The sequence below is a fragment of the Streptomyces sp. SD15 genome (genome assembly GCF_054462255.1).
Genome location: NZ_JBTLMO010000023.1, coordinates 19,346 through 35,866, shown reverse-complemented (window position 1 = coordinate 35,866; position 16,521 = coordinate 19,346). Strand labels below are relative to the sequence as shown.

Sequence of the window (16,521 nt, the reverse complement as noted above, 5' to 3'; positions counted from 1 at the left end):
GAGAGCAGCCGTTGAGAACGGCGCCCACAGGGAGGAAACATGAGTCCGGCAGTGCGACCGTGCAGACGGGCGCGCCGCGAGGCCGCCGCGATCCGGGAGGCGGTGCGCGCCGCGCCCCGGCGGACGGTCGTGACCGAGTCCGTACTCGCCGGCCTGGTCCTGCTGTGCTCGCTGGCGCCGGTTCCGCTGATTCCGCCGGCCCACCCGGTGGCGGTGGCCCTCCTGGGGGTGTGGGCGGCACTGCTCGTGCCCGCGCGGCGGATGTACCCGGCCCTCACGGTGCTGGGCTGCGTGCCGGTGATCGCCGGGAACAACGTGTGGGCGATGGTGGTGGTGCCGTGCGTCGTGTGGTCCGCCGTGCGCCGCATCACCTCCGTACGGCGCGCCTGGGGAGTGATCGGGGCGAGCAGTGCCGGCGCCGTGCTCATGTCGATCGCCGCCCAATCCCTCAGCGGACTCCCGACGATGCCGTACCTGGTCGCCGGCGCCGGCGTGGCTGCACTGTTCATCCTGCTGCCCGCGCTGTCCGGCATGATGATGGGGCGTCGCCGCCCGCTGACGGGGCTGCTGCGGGAACGCAACGCCTACCTCGAACAGACCCGCTTCCTCACCGACGAGGCGGCCCGCATGGAGGAACGGGCGCGCATCGCCGCCGAGATGCACGATCTGCTCGGCCACCGCATCGGCCTCATCTCGGTGCACGCCGGAGCCCTCCAGCTCGCCGCCGAACGACAGGCGCCCCCGCTGGCCTCCCAGGCCGAACTTCTGCACACCACCGCCGGAACGGCCATGGACGAGCTGCGCGGCATCCTCGGCGTCCTCCGTCACCGGTCCGGCGAGGACAGCGGTGAGCGGGGGACCCGCGAAGATCTCTCGGCTCTGGTCGCGGATTCCCGGAACGCGGGGGCCGACGCCGAACTGCACTGGAACGCGACCGGGCCGACGGACGCGGACGCCCGCACCCGGCAGGCCGTCCACCGTGTGACCCGCGAAGGACTCACCAACGCGCTGAAGCACGCGTCCGGCGCGCCGGTCCGTGTGACGTTCCAGGACGAAGGGGACACGGTGGTGGTCGCCGTCGTCAACGATGCCCCGCCGGTGCCCTGTTCGCCCGGGGACGGGAACCGCAGTGGACTCGTCGGCCTCCAGGAGAGGATCAGCCTGCTCGGGGGCGCCCTCCACGCCGGACCGCGCCCGGAGGGCGGCTTCGCCCTCTCCGCCCGTATACCCGTCCGGCCCGACGCGCCGCCCGTGTACGCCACTTCGCCCGGGCCGGTGTCCGGCGGGGCGGGCTCCCGGCCCCCGCTGTCCACGGAGGTCCTCACGTGGCCCCGCCTCCTGGGAGGCGGCTGCGCGGCTCTGCTGGTGTTGCTGCCGACGATCGGCGGCACCATCGCCCTGCTGATCATGGCGGTTCTACACTGAACCGATGATCCGAGTCCTGATCGCCGACGACGAGGCGCTGATGCGCGCCGGGGTCCGCCTGATCCTGGAGAACGACGACGAGATCCGAATCGTGGCCGAGGCACAGAACGCCCGTGAGGCCGTCGAAGCCTGCCGCGCCCACCCCGTCGACGTCGCCCTCCTCGACATCCGTATGCCCGGGGACGGCATCACCGCCGTCGCCGAGATCGCCCGGCACTCGCCCCGCACCCGAGCGGTGATGCTGACGGCCTTCGGCGAGGAAGCGACCGTCACCAGCGCCCTGCGCGCCGGAGCCCACGGCTACCTCCTCAAGGACACCGGCCCCCGCGACCTCATCGACGCCGTACGCCGCGCCGCAGCCGGAGAACCCGTCCTCGCCCCGCAGGTCACCCGCCAACTCGTCGACTTCCGGACCCGGTTGGGCCACGGCAGCGACGTCGCATCACGTCGGATCGCGGACCTGACACCGGCTGAACGGGACGTCCTCCGACTGCTGGGCACTGGCCTCTCCAACGCCGAGATCGCCGCACAGCTCCACCTGAGCTCCGGCACGGTCAAGGCCCACATCAGCAGCATCCTCACCCGCACCGACTGCACCAACCGGGTCCAGGCGGCGGTGCTGGCGCAGGAGGCGGGGCTGCTCGACTGACGCCCGGCAGGCCGCACAGTCGCACACCTGTCCGCCACGAGAGTCGCCCGGCACGCTCCCGGACATGGTTGGCCGCCCCGGGGGGCATAGATCGAGACCGGGATCAGCACTACGACGAGTGAACGATCAGACAGGAGTTCGTCTCATCGCGCTGTCCTTTGGGCCGGACAAAGGCCACGGTCAATGAGAAAGGGACACGCGAAATGCGAGCCTACAACGGCCTCGTCCTCAACGCCGGACGGGCTGAAAGACTGCCGGTCGGCGCTGAAAACCTTCAAGCGCCGCCCGGCACCATCCAGCCCGTCCGGCGTTTGAGGACGAGCCCTTCGGGCGATGGCGGGGGTCCAGGGGGCGCAGCGCCCCTGGCGGGGGTTTGGGGGCGGAGCCCTCAAGGAGGGGAAGGGTAGGGGCGGCGGGGGCGAAAACCCACCCCGAGCTCAGCCTCGTACCTCCGCCAGGACCGCATCCGTGAACGGGGTCCACGCCTCGACCGCCCAGGGCCCGAACGCCCGATCGGTCAGCGCCACGCACGCCACCCCCACCACCGGGTCGATCCACAGGAACGTACCGGACTGCCCGAAGTGCCCGAAGGTCCCCGGCGAGGACGAACCCCCGGTCCAGTGAGGGGACTTGGAGTCACGGATCTCGAAGCCGAGCCCCCAGTCGTTGGGGTTCTGGTGGCCGTACCCCGGCAGGACGCCCTTCGTACCGGGGTACTGGACCGTCATCGCCGCGGCGACCGTCCGCGGGTCGAGGAGTCGCGGCGCCTGCACCTCCGCCGCGAACCGCACCAGGTCGTCCACCGTGGAGACACCGTCCTTCGCGGGCGAGCCGTCCAGGGATGTCCCCGTCATGCCGAGCGGCTCCAGCACCGCCTGCCGCGCGTACTCCCCGAACGCGATGTCCGTCGCCTTGGCGATGTGGTCCCCGAGGACCTCGAACCCGGCGTTGGAGTACAGCCGTCGCTCACCGGGCGCGGACGTCACCCGGTGCTCGTCGAAGGCGAGCCCGGAGGTGTGGGCCAGCAGATGACGGACCGTCGAACCGGTCGGCCCGGCCGGCTCGTCGAGCTCGATCGCCCCCTCCTCGTACGCGACGAGCGCGGCATACGCGGCAAGCGGCTTGGTGACCGAGGCGAGGGCGAAACGGTGATCCACCGGACCGTACGACCCGAGCACCGCCCCGTCCGCGCGGACGACCGCCGCCGCGGCCGTGGGAACGGGCCAGTTCTCGATCAACGCCAGGGTGCTCTGCAAAGACATACCTACGAGCCTAAGCGGCTCACAGTTGCAGCCGCATCGACGGGTCCGGCTTGCGCACGAATCCGAGCGAGGCGTACAGCGGCTCGGCCTCGGCGGACGCGTTGAGGTCGACCTGGGGCACGCCCCGCTCGCGGAACCAGTCGAGGAGCGTCTCCATGCACGCGCGGGCGTACCCCCGGCGCCGTGCGTCCGGGTCGGTGGCGACGCTGAAGACGTGCCCGGCCGCGCCGTGCGGATTGCCCGCGCGCCCGATCCGGTACTCGATCGTCCCGGCGACGAGCGCCGCGAGGGCGTCCGGCCGGTCCGGATGGTCGACGACGAAGGCCGCGAAGTCCCCGTCGGGATCGGCGAGTCTGCCGCGTATGGTCGGAAGGGACTGCGCGTGCCACTGGGTGGAGCCGTCCACCGCGAACACCGAATCGATCATCACCTGGCGCAGGCGCAGTACTTCCTCGGCGTCCTCGGGCACGGCACGGCGTACGAGACTCATGATCCGCACGGTAGCCACCGAGGCTCCGTCAAGTCCTCGGATTTTCGACGGATTCCGCTTGCTTGGAGTGCACTCGAAGGTTTTAGCGTGGAGGCCATGACGGTGATGGAGACCACGGCCGAGGCAACCGAGACCGGCACCAGGACCCCTGCCGACGCCTGCGCGGCGCCGCCCCAGCAGGTGCGGCGCCCGGACGGTCAGGACCACTACACGATCAGCGAGGTCGTCGCCTTCACCGGCCTCACCGCGCACACCCTGCGCTGGTACGAGCGGATCGGGCTGATGCCGCACATCGACCGTTCGCACACCGGCCAGCGCCGTTACAGCAACCGCGACCTGGACTGGCTCAGCTTCGTCGGCAAGCTCCGGCTCACCGGCATGCCGGTCGCCGACATGGTGCGGTACGCCGAGCTGGTGCGCGAGGGCGACGACACCTACATCGAGCGCTACGAGCTCCTGGAGGCGACCCGCCGGGACGTCAAGGCCCGGATCGCGGAGCTCCAGGGCACCCTGGCGGTACTCGACCACAAGATCGGTTTCTACGCGGACGCCGGGCGGACCTCACAGCTCCGCCAGTAGTTCCGCCTTCTTCACGGTGAACTCCTCGTCCGTGACCAGCCCCGCCTGGTGCAGCTCGCCGAGGTGACGGATGCGGTCGGCGATGTCGGCCGGGTCACGGCGGGGACCGGCGGCCGCGGTGACCGGCGCGGGCCCCGAAACCCGTACGGCCGCGAGGACCGACGCGGCGAACGGGAGCGACTCGTGGACGGGCCCGTAACCGAGTCCGAAGACGACCGCGGCCGGGTCCTGGTCGGCCTGGGCGGGCTGCGCCATGGCCGGCTCGCGGCGCAGCAGCCGCAGGTGGCCCTCGAAGACCTCGGGCGAGCGCCACTCGACCCCGCTCAGGCCGGCGACGGGGAAGCGCTGGTCGCCGGCCTTCCACTTGGCGGAGGACGCGCCCGTCCAGAACCAACGGAAGGACACCGACTTGCCGTCGAAGGACGCCTTCCCGTCGTACGCCTTGAAGTGGAGGGGCGCCTCGGGTGCGCTCACGAGGTAGCGCTCGGGCGGTTCGGCGTCCTCGACGAGCAGGCCGCGCAGCTCGTCCGCGTAGTACTCGGCGAGGGTCTCCCGCTCGGCGGGCAGCACCAGGCGGTAGGGGTCGCACCCCTCCTTCAGCTGTCCGGCGGCCGCCTCCATCAGCGGATCGGCGCCCGCTCTCGGCACGGCGTGCAGGACGACCGTTCCGCGCTTCCCGGGCGTCAGTGTGACCGCCGCGATCGCCTCCAGCGGGATACGGCGTTCGCCGAGCGCCTGGAACAGCTTCGGCGTGCGGATCCCCCGTTCGAAGCGGATGAGCACGGAGTCGGACTCGAACTCCCAGGCGGCATGAAATCCGGCCAGTACGTCACCCATGCGGGCCATCGTATGCGGCGGGCCCGTCCGCGTCGCCTCCTCGGGCGAACCGCAGTTTTACGTTTTCTACGCGCGTCCCGCCGCGGAGGCGTCGGACAAACCCATCCGGCACGCGTCATCCTCCTTGTCGGCGCATTGCACCGCGGGGTACGTGCCGACGCCGATCCGTGCGAAGTTGCGCAGGCTCTCCGTGCCCGGCTCGAAATAGCCTGCGTGCCCCTTCGCGCCGTCCGCCGACAGAATGCGCGCCCCGAACCCCTTCGACACCGGGTCGGCGCCGTGTCCGAGCCCGCCGAGCTCGAGATTCGGCACGTCCTGGATCCAGTCGTCGGAGTCCCGCATCGCCCAGACCCGGGCCGAGGTGTGCAGCGACGACGTGTTCTGGGCGTGCATGCCGGGGCTGCCCGCGACGGCTATGTCCAGGACCCGGGAGGGCAGCGAGCGAGCGGCGACCCCGCACACTACGGAGCCGTAGCTGTGGCAGTACAGGGCGACGGGTGCGCGGCCGGGCAGTGCGCGCAGCAGCGCGTTCAGCCGGACCGCGCCCTCCTCCGCGCGCATCGCGGTGGCCGCGTCCACGCCGATTCCGCTGGGCGTGGTGTAGTCGGCCCAGGCGATCACGGCCGTACGCGTGCTGGGACTCGCGGCGCGCTCGGCCTTGTACAGGGAACGCGCCATGCCGACGGGCGCCGTGTACTTCCTGTTGGTGCGCTGAAAGGTGAGCAGGTCGGTGTCGACGCCGGGCACCACGAGGGAGACCCGCTCGGCCTTGCCGAGGTTTCCGAAGACCTCCGCGATCCGGCCCGAACCCGTGGGGTCGAAGGCGAGGATCTTGCGGCCCTTGCTCAGCAGCGCCTCGTAGCGGTGCATACGGCGGCCCGCCTCGTGCTGTCCGACGGAGGAGAGCCGGTCGTCGTGCATGCGTTTGCTCTCGACCTTGCGCTGCTGGTCGATGGCGATGCGGTTCGCCAGGTAGCGCAGCTTCACCGGCGCCCCGTTCATGTTGCCGACCGTGAGCGGATAGCGGTGGGCGAGACGGGTGCGCTGGTGGGCGTTGAGCGAGGCGAAGAAGCGGCCCAGGCGGCTCGGCGCGGAGGCGAGGTCCGGGAGCCGCTGTCCGGCGATCCGGCCGCGTTCCCACGACGAGCGCGATGCCTCGAGGGGGCTTGCCCCGCGGTGGCTGTGGAGCGCGGTCCAGCCGCCTGTGGCCAGCATCACGAACACCACGGCCAGCGCGAGCAGTGCGCGCCAGACGCTGAGTTGGGGGGATGTATCGAAGGAGGTCACTGAGAAGACACCCTAGGAGAAGTGTGGTGTCTCCCGTTGAACGAGTGGCGGGGATCACGTTTCTCGGGGGGTAATTGGGGCAAAGCGGGTTCAGTTTCAGATAAATAGTGACGCTATGTGTGCGGAGGTGATCATTCCGTATACCCGTTTTCCGTACGCCAGTTCTCCGCCAGTGCGGGCCCCACATGATCGAGATACGAGGCGGTCAGCGCACGGATCGCCGCGACGCTGCAGTCCTCGCCGGCGCCCCACAGCCGGCCCGTCACGCGCATCACTCCGCCGAACACGGCCACCGCGACGCGCGGTCTCGGGTCCGCGTCCACGTCGAGGCCCTCGCGCTCGGCGATCACCCGCGCGATCTCCTCCTCCACCTCCTCGGAGCGGCGCAGATGGGCGGCGAGCAGGGTGGGCGTCGATTCGATCAACCGGTAGGTGCGCATGTGCAGTTCGATCGGGACGACGGCCTCGATCGCCTCGCCGATGGTGTCCCAGCTCTCCAGGACGGCGCGTCGCAGCGCCTCCAACGGGGCTTCGTGGGGCGGGCGTTCGCGGAGGGCTTCGAGGTAGTGCGACTCCGCGATCCCCTGGGAGAAGAGGGCGGCGTCCTCCTTGCCCGCGAAGTACCGGAAGAAGGTGCGCTGCGAGACGTCGACGGCCTCGACGATCTCGTCGACGGTCGTCCGCTCGTACCCCTGGATGGTGAACAATTCCAGGGCGGCCCGCAGTAGCGCGTCCCGGGTGCGCTGCTTCTTGCGCTCGCGCAGCCCCGGTCGCGGTGCCGGTACCGCAGCGGTCGTGTGCGCCGTGTCCATGGGGGCCTCTTCTCGTCCTGCCGCCCAGTTCAGCGTACTGGTGGATGAAGTGACAGTTACCGACTAGTGAAATGGTTTGTCAACTGTCAGTGGCTGACACTAGCCTCCAAGGTATGACTAGTCAGACCACCGTCGACGCGACGGGCCCGGCCGGCAAGGCCCCGGCCGGCCCGCCCGAATCAGCTCCCGCAAAGGGCATGCGCGGCCATCCGTGGTTCACCCTGTTCACCGTGGCCGTCGGCGTCATGATGGTCGCCCTGGACGGCACCATCGTGGCCATCGCCAATCCGGCCATCCAGAAGGACCTGAACGCCAGCTTCGCGGACGTTCAGTGGATCACCAACGGTTACTTTCTCGCGCTCGCGGTCACCCTGATCACCGCGGGCAAGCTCGGCGACCGGTTCGGGCACCGGCAGACCTTCCTCGTCGGAGTCGTCGGCTTCGCCGTGGCCTCCGGGGCCATCGGCTTCTCCAGCAGCATCGCCCTGGTGGTCACCTTCCGCGTCCTGCAGGGCCTGTTCGGGGCCCTGCTGATGCCGGCCGCGCTCGGCCTGCTGCGGGCCACCTTCCCGGCCGAGAAGCTGAACATGGCGATCGGCATCTGGGGCATGGTCATCGGCGCGTCCACCGCGGGTGGCCCGATCCTCGGCGGCCTGCTGGTCCAGCACGTCAGCTGGCAGTCGGTCTTCTTCATCAACGTCCCCGTCGGCATCCTCGCGCTGGTCCTGGGCGTGCTGATCCTCACCGACCACCGCGCGGAGAACGCCCCGCGTTCCTTCGACGTCCTGGGCATCGCGCTGCTCTCCGGCGCCATGTTCTGCCTCGTCTGGGCGCTCATCAAGGCTCCTACCTGGGGCTGGGGCGACGGCCTGACGTGGACCTTCCTGGGCGCCTCGGTGCTCGGCTTCGCGCTCTTCGCCTTCTGGGAGAAGCGGGTCAAGGAACCGCTGATCCCGCTGGCGCTGTTCCGCTCCGTGCCGCTGTCGGCGGGCGTGGTCCTCATGGTCCTGATGGCCATAGCCTTCCTCGGCGGTCTGTTCTTCGTCACCTTCTACCTGCAGAACGTGCACGGTATGAGCCCGGTCGACGCCGGTCTGCACCTGCTCCCGCTCACCGGAATGATGATCGTGGGCTCGCCGCTGGCCGGCGCCCTGATCACCAAGAGCGGCCCGCGCATCCCGCTGGCGGGCGGTATGGCCCTCACCGCGATCTCCATGTACGGCATGTCCACGCTGGACACGGGCACCGGCAGCGCCGTCATGTCGCTCTGGTTCGCCGGTCTCGGCCTCGGCCTCGCGCCGGTCATGGTCGGCGCCACCGAGGTCATCGTGGGCAACGCGCCGATGGAGCTCTCCGGTGTCGCCGGTGGCCTTCAGCAAGCCGCCATGCAGATCGGTGGCAGCCTCGGTACGGCCGTGCTGGGCGCCGTGATGGCCTCCAAGGTCGACAGCGACCTCGCGGGCAACTGGGCCGACGCCAAGCTGCCGCCGCTCACCCCGGCCCAGCTCGACCAGGCCTCCGAGGCCGTCCAGGTCGGTGCCGCGCCGGTCGCCGAGGGCACACCGGCCCGGATCGCCGCGCAGATCACCGACGTCGCCCACGACACCTTCATCTCCGGCATGAGCCTGGCCTGCCTCGTCGCCGCCGTGGTCGCCGTGGTGGCGGTCTTCGTCGCGCTGCTCACCAAGCGGGGCGAGAACGCGGAGGCCGCGGGGGCGGGCGGGGGCCATATCTGACGGATTTCGCCTATCCGGGTGACAACGCTAAAGATCCCTCCCCCTCGGCACGCGTCGCACGTCACAGTGGGTCAAGTCCTCCGCACGACATGGGAGGCCAAGGCCCGGGACGGCGACGCGCTGCCGGAGGGGGACAGCGCGCCACCACGACCGGAGGCGAGGATCGGGGGTATCCGCGGGGCAGCGGATACCCCCGGACACCCTTGAAGGGGCGCGGGGCTGTGACATTGTGCGGCTCCGCCGCGTGGGCGCGACAAGCCCCCACCAACCCGCAGCCGACGAACGACCCCTTAAGGGGCGCGAGGAACTGCGCGACAAGCCCCCACCGGCCGCAAGCCTGGAAACCGCCCCGCGCGCTAGCGCGAACGCTCTTCCCCCGCCCCCGGCACCGGCACAGCGTGCCGAACACCCCCCGACAGCAAAGCCACCTCCGCCCGCAACGCCCGCACCTCCTCCGCCAACGCCTCGATCGCCGCCGTCTGCCGCCGCTCCTCCACGTCGTCCTTGTCGAACCGGGCAATGAACCACGCGGCGATGTTGGCCGTGACGACACCGAGCAGCGCGATCCCGGAGAGCATCAGCCCGACCGCGAGCATGCGGCCCAGACCGGTGGTCGGCGCGTGATCCCCGTACCCCACCGTCGTCATCGTCGTGAACGACCACCACACCGCGTCGCCCAGCGTCCTGATGTTCCCGTCCGGCGACTCCCGCTCCACCGACAGCACCGCGAGCGAGCCGAACATCAGCAGTCCGATCACCGCGCCCCCGACATACGTCGTCAGCTGGATCTGCGAGGCCATCCGGGCCCGCCGCCCCACCAGCAGCAGCGTGGAGACCAGCCGCAGCAGCCGCAGCGGCTGAAGGAGCGGCAGGATCACCGCGCACAGGTCCAGCCAGTGCGTACGGGCGAAGTCCCGCCGACGCGGGGCCAGCGCGAGCCGTACGAGGTAGTCCGCGGCGAACGCCGCCCACACCACCCACTCCGCCAGCGTGCACGCGCGGATCAGCACGGGGCTCGCGTCGCTGTCCACGATCGGCACGGCGTACGCGACGGTGAAGGCCACCGCGAGCGCCAGCAGAGGCCGTTGCGTGCGCTGTTCCCAACGGGCCTGTGCCGATTCATCCTTCATGTGCGCATCGTAGGTAATGCGGATTCCGCGCGGTGACGCAGCATCGGCTGCCGCATCACCGCGCGGGTCGACCACCTGGGCAGGACGAGTCACGGTCCCCGCGAGGGCCTCGGTCAGATGCCGACGTAGCCCGCGAGGTGCTCGCCGGTGAGGGTGGAGCGGTCGGCGACGAGGTCGGCGGGGGTGCCCTCGAAGATGATCTTGCCGCCGTCGTGACCGGCGCCGGGGCCGAGGTCGATGATCCAGTCGGCGTGCGCCATGACCGCCTGGTGGTGCTCGATGACGATGACCGACTTGCCGGAGTCGACGAGCCGGTCGAGCAGACCGAGCAACTGCTCGACATCGGCGAGGTGGAGGCCGGTGGTCGGTTCGTCGAGTACGAAAACGGACCGGCCGCCGCCCTTGTCGGCCATGTGGGTGGCCAGCTTGAGCCGCTGCCGCTCGCCGCCGGACAGCGTGGTGAGCGGCTGGCCGAGGGTGAGGTAGCCGAGCCCGACGTCGGCGAGCCGGTCGAGGATCTTGTGCGCGGCCGGAGTGTGCGCCTCGCCGGCGCCGAAGAACTCCTCGGCCTCGGTCACCGACATCGAGAGCACCTCGCTGATGTCGCGCCCCCCGAGGTGGTACTCGAGCACCGAGGCCTGGAACCGCTTGCCCTCGCACTCCTCGCAGGTGGTGGCGACGCCCGCCATCATCGCCAGGTCGGTGTAGATGACGCCGGCGCCGTTGCAGGTGGGGCAGGCGCCCTCGGAGTTGGCGCTGAACAGCGCCGGCTTGACGCCGTTGGCCTTGGCGAAGGCCTTGCGGATCGGTTCGAGCAGTCCGGTGTACGTCGCCGGGTTGCTGCGTCGCGAGCCGCGGATCGGGGTCTGGTCGATCGAGATCACATTCTCGCCGGCGGGAATCGACCCGTGTACGAGGGAACTCTTGCCGGAGCCGGCGACACCGGTGACGACGACCAGCAAGCCGAGCGGGATGTCGACGTCGACGTTCTGCAGGTTGTTCGCCGCCGCGCCACGGATCTTGAGCGCGCCGGTGGATGTGCGCACCGACTCCTTGAGCGCGGCCCGGTCGTCGAGATGGCGGCCGGTGACGGTGTCACTGGCCCGCAGCCCCTCGAGGGTGCCCTCGAAGCAGACGGTGCCGCCCGCCGTACCGGCGCCGGGGCCGAGGTCGACGACGTGGTCGGCGATCGCGATCGCCTCCGGCTTGTGCTCCACGACGAGCACCGTGTTGCCCTTGTCCCGCAGCCGAAGCAGCAGCTCGTTCATCCGCTGGATGTCATGGGGGTGCAGGCCGATGGTGGGCTCGTCGAAGACGTAGGTGATGTCGGTGAGCGAGGAGCCGAGGTGGCGGATCATCTTGACGCGCTGTGCCTCGCCGCCCGACAGCGTGCCCGCCGGCCTCTCCAGCGAGAGGTAGCCGAGGCCGATCTCCACGAACGAGTCGAGGGTCCCCTGCAGCGCGGTGAGCAGCGGCGCCACCGACGGCTCGTCGAGCCCGCGGACCCATTCGGCCAGGTCCCTGATCTCCATCGCGCAGGCGTCGGCGATGCTGATCTGCTCGATCTTCGACGACCGGGCCCCCTCGCTGAGCCGGGTGCCGTCGCACTCGGGGCAGGTGGTGAAGGTGACCGCCCGCTCCACGAACGCCCGGATGTGCGGCTGCATCGCCTCCTTGTCCTTGGACAGGAAGGACTTCTGGATCTTGGGGATCAGCCCTTCGTAGGTGAGGTTGACGCCGTTGACCTTCACCTTGGTCGGCTCGCCGTAGAGGAAGTCCTGCATCTCCTGCTTGGTGAACCTGCGGATCGGCTTGTTCGGGTCGAGGAAGCCCGACTGGGCGTAGAGCCCCACGGTCCACTGGCTGTCCGACTTCCAGCCGGGGATGGTGAACGCGCCCTCGGCGAGCGACTTGGAGTCGTCGTAGAGCTGGGTGAGGTCGATGTCGGAGACCTTGCCCCGGCCTTCGCAGTGCGTGCACATGCCACCGGTGCGGTTGAAGGTCGCCTTCACCGCTTTCTTGGCACCGCGCTCGACGGTGATCGCACCGCTCGCCCGGACCGAGGCGGTGTTGAAGGAGTACGCGCCGGGCGGGCCGATGTGCGGCTTCCCGAGCCGGCTGAAGAGGATGCGCAGCATCGCGTTGGCGTCGGTGGCGGTGCCGACCGTGGAGCGGGGGTCTGCACCCATCCGCTGCTGGTCGACGCTGATCACCGTCGTCAGCCCGTCGAGTACGTCGACCTCGGGCCGCGCCAGCGTTGGCATGAAACCCTGTACGAAGGCGCTGTAGGTCTCGTTGATCAGCCGCTGCGACTCCGCGGCGATCGTGTCGAACACCAGCGAGCTCTTGCCCGAGCCGGACACGCCCGTGAACACCGTCAGCCGGCGCTTCGGGATCTCGATGCTGACGTCCTTGAGGTTGTTCTCGCGCGCGCCGTGCACGCGGATCAGATCGTGGCTGTCGGCAGCGTGCGGCGCGGGCGACTGCGTGTCCGTCGTCGTGGCCATGCTCATCGTGTCTCCATCTGTTGGGCGGGGCCGCCGGGCTCGATCCGACCAGCGTCGAGCAGCACGTCCGGTTTTACTTTGTCGGCGCGATCGCGGCAACGGTCCGCTGTCCCGTCCCCGTCGAAGGACAGCGATACCGGGTGCGCCGCACCGTCCGCCGGACGGCTCAGCGCTTCTCCTGGATGCGGATCAGGTTGCCCGCGGGATCGCGGAAGGCGCAGTCGCGAACGCCGTACGGCTGCTGGATCGGCTCCTGGACGACCTCGGCGGTGCCGGCCCGCAGCTGCTCGAAGGTGCCGTCGAGGTCCTTGGTGGCCAGGAGGAGGCTGGCGTAGGTGCCCTTGGCCATCATCTCGGCGATGGTGCGGCGCTCGTCGTCGGTGATGCCGGGGTCGGCGGCCGGCGGATGCAGAACGATGGACGTGCCGGGCTGATCGACCGGGCCGACGGTGATCCAGCGCATCCCGTCGTATCCGACGTCGTTGCGGACCTCGAAGCCGAGGGCGTCGCGGTAGAAGGCCAGGGAGGCGTCCGGGTCGTTGTGCGGGAGGAAGCTCGCGTGCAGGGTGATGTCCATGGCAGCCACGCTAGGGGCGGCGCGGCGGCCGGCGCTTCTCGAATCCTGACCGGTCTGGTGACGCCGCGGGCGAGCACCCCGACGAACCGCTCTGGTTCGCCCACGGGTCACGCCCACGGGTCACGCGCCAACGGTCACGCCCACGGGTCACGCCCACGAGTAATTCGCCCGCGAGTCCCACGAGTAATACGGCTCGGCACCAGGAAGGGCGGCGGAGCCACAGGCCCCGCCGCCCTTCCGTTCGCTGTATGTCCTACGCGTCGCCGCCCGCGGCCCCCGGGTCGGCCGACGTCACGTCGAGCAACTGGTAGCGGTCGATCGCCTGCTTCAGCGCCGAGCGGTCGATCTTGCCCTCGCGCGCCAGCTCGGTCAGCACCGCGACCACGATCGACTGCGCGTCGATGTGGAAGAACCGCCGGGCCGCCCCACGGGTGTCCGCGAAGCCGAAGCCGTCCGCGCCGAGGGACTGGTACGTCCCCGGCACCCACCGCGAGATCTGGTCCGGAACCGATCGCATCCAGTCGGACACGGCCACGAACGGCCCCTGGGCGGCGGACAGCTTCTGCGTGATGTACGGAACGCGCTGCTCCTCCTCGGGGTGCAGCAGATTGTGCTGCTCCACCGCGACGGCCTCGCGCCGCAGCTCGTTCCAGGAGGTCGCCGACCAGACGTCGGCGCGCACGTTCCACTCCTCGGCGAGGATCCGCTGCGCCTCGATCGCCCAGGGGACGGCGACACCGGACGCCATGATCTGCGCGGGAATGGCGCCCTGATCACTGGACTTCAGGCGGTAGATGCCCTTGAGGATGCCGTCCACGTCAACGTTCTCCGGTTCAGCCGGATGCTGGATCGGCTCGTTGTAGACGGTCAGGTAGTAGAAGACGTCCTCGCTGTCCGGACCGTACATCCGGCGCAGGCCGTCCTTCACGATGTGCGCGATCTCGAAGCCGTACGCCGGGTCGTACGCGACACAGGCCGGGTTCGTCGAGGCGAGCAGCTGCGAGTGGCCGTCCGCGTGCTGCAGACCCTCACCGGTCAGTGTCGTACGACCAGCGGTCGCGCCGAGTACGAAACCGCGCGCCAACTGGTCGGCCATCTGCCAGAACTGGTCGCCGGTGCGCTGGAAACCGAACATCGAGTAGAAGACGTAGACCGGGATCAGCGGCTCGCCGTGCGTGGCGTATGCCGAACCCGCCGCGATCAGCGACGCCGTGCAGCCCGCCTCCGAGATGCCGTCGTGCAGCATCTGGCCGGTCGGCGACTCCTTGTACGCGAGCAGCAGATCGCGGTCCACGGACTCGTACTGCTGGCCGAGCGGGTTGTAGATCTTCGCGCTCGGGAAGAACGAGTCCATGCCGAAGGTGCGGTACTCGTCGGGCGCGATCAGCACGAACCGCTTGCCGATCTCCTTGTCCCGCATGAGGTCCTTGAGGAGCCGTACGAAGGCCATGGTGGTGGCGATCGACTGCTGGCCCGAGCCCTTCCGCACCGCCGCGTAGGTCTTGTCGTCCGGAAGGGCCAGCGGCTGCGACCGCACGACGCGCGTCGGGACGTACCCGCCGAGCCCCTTACGGCGGTCGTGCATGTACTGGATCTCTTCCGAGTTCCGACCCGGGTGGTAGTACGGCGGCGCGCCGTCCTCCAGCTGCTTGTCGGAGATCGGCAGGTGCAGCCGGTCGCGGAAGTGCTTGAGGTCGGCGACCGTCAGCTTCTTCATCTGGTGCGTGGCGTTGCGGCCCTCGAAGTTCGGGCCCAGCGTCCAGCCCTTGACCGTCTGCGCCAGGATCACCGTCGGCTGGCCCTTGTGCTCCTTGGCCGCCGAGAACGCCGCGTAGATCTTCTTGTGGTCGTGTCCGCCGCGGCCCAGGTGCAGGATCTGGTCGTCGGTCATGTTCTCGACCATCGCGCGCAGCCGGTGGTCGTCACCGAAGAAGTGCTGGCGGATGTACGCGCCGGTCTCGGTGGCGTACGTCTGGAACTGGCCGTCGGGCGTGATGTTCAGCTTGTTGACGAGGATGCCGTCCCGGTCCTGCGCCAGCAGCGGGTCCCAACTGCGGTCCCAGACCAGCTTGATGACGTTCCATCCGGCGCCGCGGAACTGCGACTCGAGCTCCTGGATGATCTTGCCGTTGCCGCGCACCGGCCCGTCGAGGCGCTGCAGATTGCAGTTGACGACGAAGGTCAGGTTGTCCAGGCTCTCCCGAGCGGCGATGGACAACTGCCCGAGCGACTCCGGCTCGTCCATCTCGCCGTCGCCGAGGAACGCCCACACGTGTGACGCGGAGGTGTCCGCGATGCCGCGCGCCTCCATGTAGCGGTTCATCCGCGCCTGGAAGATCGCGCCGAGCGGGCCGAGGCCCATGGAGACGGTCGGGAACTCCCAGAAGTCCGGCATCAGCCGCGGGTGCGGGTACGAGGACAGCCCGTACGGCGCCTTCGACTTCTCCTGCCGGAAGGCGTCGAGCTGCTGCTCGCTCAGCCGGTCGAGCAGGAACGCGCGGGCGTAGATGCCCGGCGACGCGTGCCCCTGGAAGAAGATCTGGTCGCCGCCGTCGCCCCGGTCCTTGCCGCGGAAGAAGTGGTTGAAGCCCACGTCGTAGAGCGAGGCGGAGGAGGCGAACGTGGCGATGTGGCCGCCGACGCCGATGCCCGGGCGCTGGGCCCTGGACACCATCACGGCCGCGTTCCAGCGGGTGGCGTTCAGGACCTTGCGCTCGATCTCCTCGTTGCCGGGGAAGAAGGGCTCGGCCTTGGTGGGGATGGTGTTGACGTAGTCCGTGCTGCGCATCTCGGGCACGGCCACGCGCTTCTCGCGGGCCCTCTCGATCAGCCGCAGCATCAGATACCGGGCACGCTCGCGGCCGCGCTCGTCGACGGCGGCGTCGAGGGAGTCGAGCCACTCCTGCGTTTCTTCAGGGTCGAAGTCCGGGACCTGACTGGGAAGGCCGCCAATGATGATCGGGTTGCGATCGGATCCGGAAGCCACGCTGTTCCTTCGCTGTCAGAGGGCCACTTTTCCTTGTCTGCGCCGTTCCCCATCGTGTACCTCGGGAGAGGAATCGTCATCTCTACCGAGAGGTAACCGAGACATTCCTGCAGACCGTTGGGACGGGCCAGACCAAAACGTAACGATACGCTGCACTCCATGACGCGTTCCGCAAAGTCGTTCGGGTCTCGTAGGCTTCAGGGGTACCTAAATTCGCAAACCGAACATATCGGTGTGGCCTGCA

General features: G+C 69.7%; 13 protein-coding genes. 4 read left to right on the top strand and 9 right to left on the bottom strand.

The window, feature by feature from the left end; genetic code table 11:
• The first annotated feature begins 39 nt into the window (after nucleotides 1-39).
• Together ACX28W_RS23040 and ACX28W_RS23035 are read left to right on the top strand one after the other, a co-directional pair.
• A complete protein-coding gene (locus ACX28W_RS23040; RefSeq protein WP_459001055.1) occupies nucleotides 40-1,425 on the top strand; it encodes a sensor histidine kinase in 1,386 nt (461 codons plus the stop codon).
• 4 nt (nucleotides 1,426-1,429) lie between these two features.
• The gene (locus ACX28W_RS23035; RefSeq protein WP_459001053.1) at nucleotides 1,430-2,074 is read left to right on the top strand and encodes a response regulator; all 645 of its coding nucleotides are present in this window, start codon (nucleotides 1,430-1,432) and stop codon (nucleotides 2,072-2,074) included.
• Between the two features lie 437 nt (nucleotides 2,075-2,511).
• Here ACX28W_RS23035 and ACX28W_RS23030 read toward each other — a convergent pair whose 3' ends face one another.
• Entirely contained in the window at nucleotides 2,512-3,336 is an 825-nt protein-coding gene (locus ACX28W_RS23030; RefSeq protein WP_459001050.1) for a serine hydrolase domain-containing protein, read from the bottom strand.
• A gap of 19 nt (nucleotides 3,337-3,355) precedes the next feature.
• Nucleotides 3,356-3,826: a GNAT family N-acetyltransferase gene (locus tag ACX28W_RS23025; RefSeq protein WP_459001048.1), complete on the bottom strand. Its 471-nt coding sequence runs from the start codon at nucleotides 3,824-3,826 to the stop codon at nucleotides 3,356-3,358.
• A gap of 96 nt (nucleotides 3,827-3,922) precedes the next feature.
• On the opposite strand from ACX28W_RS23025, the gene ACX28W_RS23020 reads away from it, so the two are divergent.
• Nucleotides 3,923-4,405 (top strand): MerR family transcriptional regulator, encoded by a 483-nt coding sequence (locus ACX28W_RS23020; RefSeq protein ID WP_459001046.1) that lies wholly within the window; start codon nucleotides 3,923-3,925, stop codon nucleotides 4,403-4,405.
• Here the strand turns inward: ACX28W_RS23020 and ACX28W_RS23015 are convergent.
• The 3 genes from ACX28W_RS23015 to ACX28W_RS23005 all read right to left on the bottom strand — a co-directional run bounded on the left by ACX28W_RS23015 (nucleotide 4,388) and on the right by ACX28W_RS23005 (nucleotide 7,341).
• Nucleotides 4,388-5,242, bottom strand: coding sequence for a DUF4429 domain-containing protein (locus ACX28W_RS23015; protein ID WP_459001044.1), 855 nt, complete (start codon nucleotides 5,240-5,242; stop codon nucleotides 4,388-4,390). The two genes, ACX28W_RS23020 and ACX28W_RS23015, sit on opposite strands and share 18 nt — an antisense overlap.
• Before the next feature lie 66 nt (nucleotides 5,243-5,308).
• Entirely contained in the window at nucleotides 5,309-6,529 is a 1,221-nt protein-coding gene (locus ACX28W_RS23010; RefSeq protein ID WP_459001042.1) for an alpha/beta hydrolase, read from the bottom strand.
• 131 nt (nucleotides 6,530-6,660) lie between these two features.
• Nucleotides 6,661-7,341 (bottom strand): TetR family transcriptional regulator, encoded by a 681-nt coding sequence (locus ACX28W_RS23005; protein ID WP_459001040.1) that lies wholly within the window; start codon nucleotides 7,339-7,341, stop codon nucleotides 6,661-6,663.
• 197 nt (nucleotides 7,342-7,538) lie between these two features.
• On the opposite strand from ACX28W_RS23005, the gene ACX28W_RS23000 reads away from it, so the two are divergent.
• Nucleotides 7,539-9,077 carry an MFS transporter gene (locus ACX28W_RS23000; protein ID WP_459001190.1) on the top strand — a complete coding sequence of 513 codons (1,539 nt, stop codon included), beginning with the start codon at nucleotides 7,539-7,541 and terminating at the stop codon, nucleotides 9,075-9,077.
• A gap of 356 nt (nucleotides 9,078-9,433) precedes the next feature.
• On the opposite strand, the gene ACX28W_RS22995 is transcribed toward ACX28W_RS23000, so the two are convergent.
• The 4 genes from ACX28W_RS22995 to aceE form a co-directional block, all read right to left on the bottom strand.
• The gene (locus tag ACX28W_RS22995) at nucleotides 9,434-10,207 is read right to left on the bottom strand and encodes a potassium channel family protein (RefSeq protein WP_459001038.1); all 774 of its coding nucleotides are present in this window, start codon (nucleotides 10,205-10,207) and stop codon (nucleotides 9,434-9,436) included.
• A gap of 113 nt (nucleotides 10,208-10,320) precedes the next feature.
• Nucleotides 10,321-12,720 carry an excinuclease ABC subunit UvrA gene (locus tag ACX28W_RS22990; protein WP_459001037.1) on the bottom strand — a complete coding sequence of 800 codons (2,400 nt, stop codon included), beginning with the start codon at nucleotides 12,718-12,720 and terminating at the stop codon, nucleotides 10,321-10,323.
• Nucleotides 12,721-12,880: 160 nt separating this feature from the next.
• Nucleotides 12,881-13,291 carry a VOC family protein gene (locus ACX28W_RS22985; RefSeq protein ID WP_459001036.1) on the bottom strand — a complete coding sequence of 137 codons (411 nt, stop codon included), beginning with the start codon at nucleotides 13,289-13,291 and terminating at the stop codon, nucleotides 12,881-12,883.
• 253 nt (nucleotides 13,292-13,544) lie between these two features.
• On the bottom strand, nucleotides 13,545-16,277 hold the full coding sequence (gene aceE, locus ACX28W_RS22980; RefSeq protein ID WP_459001034.1) for a pyruvate dehydrogenase (acetyl-transferring), homodimeric type: 2,733 nt from the start codon (nucleotides 16,275-16,277) through the stop codon (nucleotides 13,545-13,547).
• Between the last annotated feature and the right edge of the window lie 244 nt (nucleotides 16,278-16,521).